This window comes from Myceligenerans pegani, assembly GCF_014892515.1.
GTDB classification, from domain to species: Bacteria; Actinomycetota; Actinomycetes; order Actinomycetales; family Cellulomonadaceae; genus Myceligenerans; species Myceligenerans pegani.
In genome coordinates this window covers 35633-41690 of sequence record NZ_JADBGR010000016.1, presented here as the reverse complement: position 1 = coordinate 41690, position 6058 = coordinate 35633, and the positions used below count along the sequence as shown (strand labels likewise).

Genomic DNA, 6058 nt, shown 5'->3' with positions numbered 1-6058 from the left:
CCCCGCAAGCGCTCCCACACCCGCCGAAAATGCGGTGGCCTGCCGTCAGGTCCCGGCCGCGCGCCGCTCGCTCGCGGCGATCTCCTTCTCCAGCTCCGTCCGGAGCTTCGCCACGGCGTCCCGGTCCGGGTGCAGCCCCAACGCTCGCAGGTGCTGCTTCGCGTCGGAGATCCGGTCCGCCTCGAGCGCGGCGCGGACCAGGTGCTGCCCCACCTCGGGCGTGTGCTCCCGTACCTTCCAGTGCCCGACGCCGAGCCCCAGCGCCTCCACCGGCATGCCCGCCCCGCGCAGGATCGCCAGCCCTTCGGCGAGCGCCCGTCCCTCCGGGTCGCGCTCGGCCGCCGTCGTGAACCGCCGCACCGCGCCCTCCGGGTCCTCCGCCAGTGACAGCCGCCCCAGTTCCACCAGCGGGTACCAGCCGCGCGGGTTGCCGCCGATCTCCTCGGCGAGCGCCCAGACCGCCAGGTCGGCGGCCTGGCTACGCAGTTCGGCGGCGGTGAACTCGTGCTCGGCCTCGCGCAACGGGTCCGGCTCGCTGTGGCCCTCGGCAGCATGACGTCGGACCATGTCCGCGAGCGCGGTGAAGGCCTCGATGTTGTTCGGGTCGTCAGCGAGTTGAGCTCGTAGCGCGTCCTCGTGGATGGTGTCTCCTCGACGTGGGGCAGACGGCGACGGGTGGCGTGCGCCGACGCTGGAAGCAGAGGTAGGCCTGCGGATGAGGCGGCGGAGCCGGTGCATCAGGGCCATACCCTCGACCCTACAGGGGCGGGCCTGGCCCGGCCGCTGAAAGCACGGTTCCCCGGGCCGCCGCAAGCGGTGAGCGATTAGTCCGTTTGTGGACTCCGTACAACCGGGCCCGTATTCTCGCCCCGTGCCCGCATCGCCGAAGACCGCACCCTCGACCGGCTCCTCGCCCGGCCGCAAGACGAGTTCCGAGCCCGGCAGGGCGCCCGGGGCGTCCGGCCGCAAGGCGCGTCCGGCGTCCGGCCGGAAGGCCGCGGCGCCCGATGGCGAAACTGGCGGGGAGGCGACCAGCGGGGAGAACCTGCGGCGGGTCCGCGACGCGAGCGGCAAGCTGACGTCGGCGACGCTGCGCCGCCTGGACGAGCATCTGTCCTGGTACCGGGACCTGCCGGCGGAGGACCGGTCCTACGTGGGGCTCGTCGCGCAGGCCGGTGTCAACGCGTTCATCACCTGGTTCGCCGACCCGCACCGCCCGCCGCACGGGGTGGACAAGATGTTCTCGGCCGCTCCCCCGGAGCTGACGCGCACGATCTCGTTGCAGCAGACGCTGCAGCTCGTGCGCTGCGGTGTCGACGTCGTGGAGGACATGTCGGACCAGATCGCCGCGCCGGGCGGGGAGCGGGAGCTGCGCGAGGCCGTGCTGCGGTACTCGCGCGAGATCGCGTTCTCGGCGGCCGAGATCTACGCCCGCGCCGCCGAGGTGCGGGGTGCGTGGGACGCCCGGCTGGAGGCGCTCGTCGTGGACGCGCTGGTGCGGGGGGACGGCAACGACGCGCTGCGCAGCCGGATGTCGGCCCTGGGCTGGAGCGGCAAGGGCGGCACGCTCGTCGTCGTCGGCACCACCAACCCCGGCCTGGACGAGGTCAGGGCCGCCGAGCTGCGGCGCGCGGCGCGGCGCAGCGCCGGTGACGCCCTGGTCGGGATCCACGGCGACCGGCTCGTCCTCGTGCTCGGGGGTGAGGGGGACCTGGTGGAGGCCGCGACCGGCCTGCTCGGCCGGTTCGGGCCGGGTCCGGTGGTGATCGGGTCGGCGGTGTCCGGCCTGGACGACGCCGCCCGGTCCGCGCGATCGGCGCTGGCCGGGATGGCGGCCGCGCCGGCGTGGCCGCAGGCCCCGCGCCCGGTGATGGCCGACGACCTGCTTCCCGAGCGTGTCCTGACCGGCGACGCGTCGGCCCGGCGCACCCTGGTGACCCAGGCGTACACCCCGCTGGCGGAGGCGGGGGGCTCGGTGCTGGAGACGCTGTCGGCGTACCTGGGGACGGGGCGGTCCCTGGAGGCGGCGGCCCGCCGCCTGTACGTCCACCCCAACACGGTGCGCTACCGGTTGCGCAAGGTCTCGGAGATCACGGGCTGGGACCCGCTCGACGCGCGTGAGTCGTTCGTGCTGCAGGTGGCGCTCGCGCTCGGCCAGCTCGGCGAGCGATGACGCCCTCCTCGCGGCCTCGAGTCTTGTAGACATCCCACAATTGCCTCCGAAAACCTTGGTACGCGTCGCGACGTCCCGGGCTGAGATCGCGTTGGCAGAGTGGACGGGTGCTCGCCGTCGTCTGCCCTGGACAGGGTTCTCAGTCCCCCGGGATGCTCAGCCCCTGGCTCGAACTGCCCGGAGCGTCCGACCTGCTCTCCGCCGCCTCGGAGGCCGCGGAGACCGATCTCGCCGCCCACGGCACGACGTCGGACGCGGACACGATCCGCGACACCGCTGTCGCGCAGCCGCTGATCGTCGCGTCGTCGCTGCTCGCCCTGCGCGTGATCCTGGACGGCCGGGACGCGGCCGCCGTCGTGGACGTCACCGCGGGCCACTCCGTCGGTGAGCTGGCCGCCGCCGCCGTGGCCGGGGTCGTGTCCGACGCCGGAGCGGCCGGGCTGGTCTCGGTGCGTGCCCGCGCGATGGCGAAGGCCGCCGCGGCGGCGCCGTCGGGCATGAGCGCCGTGGTCGGCGGGAAGCCCGACGAGGTGCTCGCCGCGATCGAGGCGGCCGGGCTGTGGCCCGCGAACGTGAACGGCGGCGGCCAGGTGGTCGCCGCGGGCGCGCTCGACGGCCTCGCGAAGCTGGCGGACAACCCGCCCGAGCGCGCCCGCGTGATCCCGTTGCAGGTCGCCGGTGCGTTCCACACGCCGTTCATGGACTCGGCCCGCGCCGAGTTCGAGCCCGCCGCGACCGGCTTCCCGGGGGCGGCCGATCCCGTGCTCCCCTTCCTGGCCGACCTCGACGGCACGGCCTACGCCGGCGGGGCACACGGCCACGGCACTGCCTCCGACGTGCTGTCCAACCTCGCGGCGCAGGTCACCGCGCCCGTCCGGTGGGACCTGGTCATGGAGACGCTCGCCGCCCGCGGCGTGACGGCCCTGCTGGAGCTCGCCCCCGGCGGCGTGCTGACCGGCCTCGCCAAGCGCGGCCTCAAGGGCGTGGAGACCCTCGCGGTGAAGTCGCCCGACGACGTCGACGCCGCTCGTGACCTCATCGCCCGCCACAGCGCCGCCGGCGCCGAGTCCGCCGGCACCCCCGCCGCCACGAATCCCGGAGCAGCACAGTGACCCTCCTGCAGCAGTCCCAGCCCACGCGGTACTCCCGCATCCTCGCGATCGGCGCGGAGCGCGGCGAGAACGTCGTCACCAACGACGACATCGCCGGCCCCATCGACTCGTCCGACGAGTGGATCCAGCAGCGCACGGGCATCGTGACCCGTCGCCGCGCGGGCGCCGACCGGGACGTGCTCGACATGTCCGAGGCCGCGGCCCGCAAGGCGCTCGACGCCGCCGGCCTCACGGGCGCGGACATCGACGCGGTGATCGTCTCGACGATCACGCACATGCACATGACGCCGTCGGCGGCCTCGATCCTCGCCGACCGGCTGGGCGCGACCCCGGCCGCCGCCTTCGACATCTCGGCCGCCTGCGCCGGGTACACCTACGGCATCGGCCAGGCGGACGGCCTCGTGCGCGCCGGGCTCGCCCGGAACGTGCTCGTGATCGGCGCCGAGAAGCTGTCGGAGATCGTCGACCCGACCGACCGCTCCATCTCGTTCCTGCTCGGGGACGGTGCGGGCGCCGCGGTCGTCGGGCCGTCGGACACGCCCGGCATCGGGCCCACGGTGTGGGGCTCGGACGGTTCCAAGCACACCGCCATCCGGCAGACCCATTCGTGGCAGGAGTGGCGCGAGGACGCCTCACTCGGCTGGCCGACGCTCCGGCAGGACGGTCCCACCGTCTTCAAGTGGGCGTCCTTCCAGATGGCGCCGATCGCCGCGAAGGCCATGGCCGACGCCGGCGTCACCCCTGAGGACATCCAGGTGTTCGTGCCGCACCAGGCGAACATGCGCATCATCGACCAGCTCGTCAAGCAGCTGAAGCTGCCCGACTCGGTCGTGGTCGCCCGTGACATCGCCGACACCGGCAACACGTCGGCGGCCTCGATCCCGCTGGCCACCGTGCGCCTCCTCGAGGAGGGCCACGCCAAGTCCGGCGACATCGCCCTGCAGATCGGCTTCGGCGCCGGACTGGTGTACGCCGCGCAGGTCATCGTCCTGCCGTAACCTTCGCTTCGTACCGCTCGCCCCGGCGCACGCCGACACGAGCGGTCACGTAATTCCCCCGGGAGCCCCGGCTCCCACCGAGAAGAAAAGGAAGCCCCATGGCCAACACCGAGCAGGAGATCCTCACGGGTCTCGCCGAGATCGTCGCCGAGGAGACCGGCCTCGACACTGCCGACGTCGCGCTGGAGAAGTCCTTCACCGACGACCTCGACATCGACTCGCTGTCGATGATGACGATCGTCACGCACGCCGAGGACAAGTTCGGTGTCCGCATCCCCGACGAGGAGGTCAAGAACCTCGCGACCGTCGGCGACGCCGTGAGCTACATCAAGACCGCCCAGGACTGACCCCCCACGGGCTCGTGTCTTGACGGGCACGGGCCGGCACACCGCCGTCGCCCGCACCGTCCGACGGCGGCGGTCCGGTGGCCCTCCGTCGCGAAGGCCCGCCGGACCGCCGTCGGACATCACATCCCATCGCACCACCTACCCAGGAGCCAGACCCCATGACCTCCGCACGCGACGTCGTCGTCACCGGCCTCGGCGCCACCACACCGCTCGGCGGGGACGTGCCCTCCACCTGGGAGGCCGCGCTCGCCGGGAAGTCCGGTGCGCGCACCATGGACAACGACTGGGCCGAGCGCTACGAGATCCCCGTGAACTTCGCGGCGACCATCAAGGTCAAGCCGGAAGAGGTGCTCAAGCGGCCCGAGCTCAAGCGCATGGACCCGTCCGCGCAGTACGCCGTGATCGCCGCGCGCGAGGCGTGGAGGGACGCCGGGGAGCCCGAGGTGGACGGCGAGCGGCTGGGATCCGTCGTGTCGTCCGGGATCGGCGGCGTGTGGACGCTGCTCGACGGCTGGGACACGCTGCGCGAGCGCGGCGCCCGCCGGCTGCTGCCCATGACGGTGCCGATGCTCATGCCGAACTCCCCCACCGCGTTCGTGTCGCTCGACCTGGGCGCCAGGGCAGGCGCCCACGCGCTCGTGTCGGCGTGCGCCTCGGGGGCCGAGGCCATCGGGTACGGCGTCGAGATGATCCGCACGGGCCGCGCCGACGTCGTCGTCGCCGGCGGTACCGAGGCCACGATCCATCCGATGCCGATCGCCGCGTTCGCCGCGTCGCGCACGCTGTCGCTGCGCAACGACGACCCCGAGGGCGCCTCCCGCCCGTACGACGTCGACCGGGACGGCTTCGTCATCGGTGAGGGCGCGGCCGTCGTGGTGCTGGAGAGCGCCGAGTACGCCGCCGCCCGCGGCGCGCGGGTGTACGCGAAGGTGAGCGGTGTGGGGCTGTCGTCCGACGCGTACCACATCACCTCGCCCGACCCGGACGGGACGGGTCAGGTCGCGGCGATGCGCGCAGCGATGGAGGACGCCCGGGTGACGGCGGCCGACGTCGTGCACGTCAACGCCCACGCCACGTCCACCAAGGTGGGCGACCTGACCGAGACGGCGTCGATCCGACGCCTGTTCGGGAGCGACGCGGACCACGTGCAGTTGTCGGCGACGAAGTCCATGACGGGGCACCTGCTCGGCGGTGCGGGCGCGATCGAGACGATGTTCACGGTGAAGGCCGTGGCGGAGCGGCTCGCCCCGCCGACCATCAACGTCGCGAACCCGGACCCGGAACTGCAGGTCCCGCTGGTGCGGGACGAGCCCGCGAAGCTGCCCGGCGGCGACATCGCCGCGATCAACAACTCGTTCGGGTTCGGCGGCCACAACGTGGCGCTGTTGATCCAGAACGCCTGATCAGCGCCGACAGAACCCCGGGGCC

General features: G+C 73.4%; 6 protein-coding genes. 5 read left to right on the top strand and 1 reads right to left on the bottom strand.

What is annotated here, in order from left to right:
• Positions 1–45: 45 nt before the first annotated feature.
• A complete protein-coding gene (locus IIE03_RS00855) occupies positions 46–747 on the bottom strand; it encodes a hypothetical protein (RefSeq protein ID WP_192860838.1) in 702 nt (233 codons plus the stop codon).
• Between the two features lie 124 nt (positions 748–871).
• Here IIE03_RS00855 and IIE03_RS00850 point away from each other — a divergent pair, with 124 nt between their 5' ends.
• From IIE03_RS00850 to IIE03_RS00830, 5 genes are all read left to right on the top strand, one after another.
• Complete coding sequence (locus tag IIE03_RS00850) at positions 872–2173, top strand: PucR family transcriptional regulator (RefSeq protein WP_192860837.1); 1302 nt, start codon at positions 872–874, stop codon at positions 2171–2173.
• Positions 2174–2280: 107 nt separating this feature from the next.
• Positions 2281–3285, top strand: a complete 1005-nt coding sequence (locus IIE03_RS00845; RefSeq protein WP_192860836.1) for an ACP S-malonyltransferase — start codon at positions 2281–2283, stop codon at positions 3283–3285.
• A complete protein-coding gene (locus IIE03_RS00840) occupies positions 3282–4283 on the top strand; it encodes a beta-ketoacyl-ACP synthase III (RefSeq protein WP_192860835.1) in 1002 nt (333 codons plus the stop codon). Before IIE03_RS00845 ends, IIE03_RS00840 begins: the two co-directional genes overlap by 4 nt.
• A 98-nt stretch (positions 4284–4381) precedes the next feature.
• Complete coding sequence (locus IIE03_RS00835; protein WP_123813823.1) at positions 4382–4630, top strand: acyl carrier protein; 249 nt, start codon at positions 4382–4384, stop codon at positions 4628–4630.
• Positions 4631–4788: 158 nt separating this feature from the next.
• Positions 4789–6033, top strand: a complete 1245-nt coding sequence (locus IIE03_RS00830) for a beta-ketoacyl-[acyl-carrier-protein] synthase family protein (RefSeq protein WP_192860834.1) — start codon at positions 4789–4791, stop codon at positions 6031–6033.
• Positions 6034–6058: the final 25 nt, after the last annotated feature.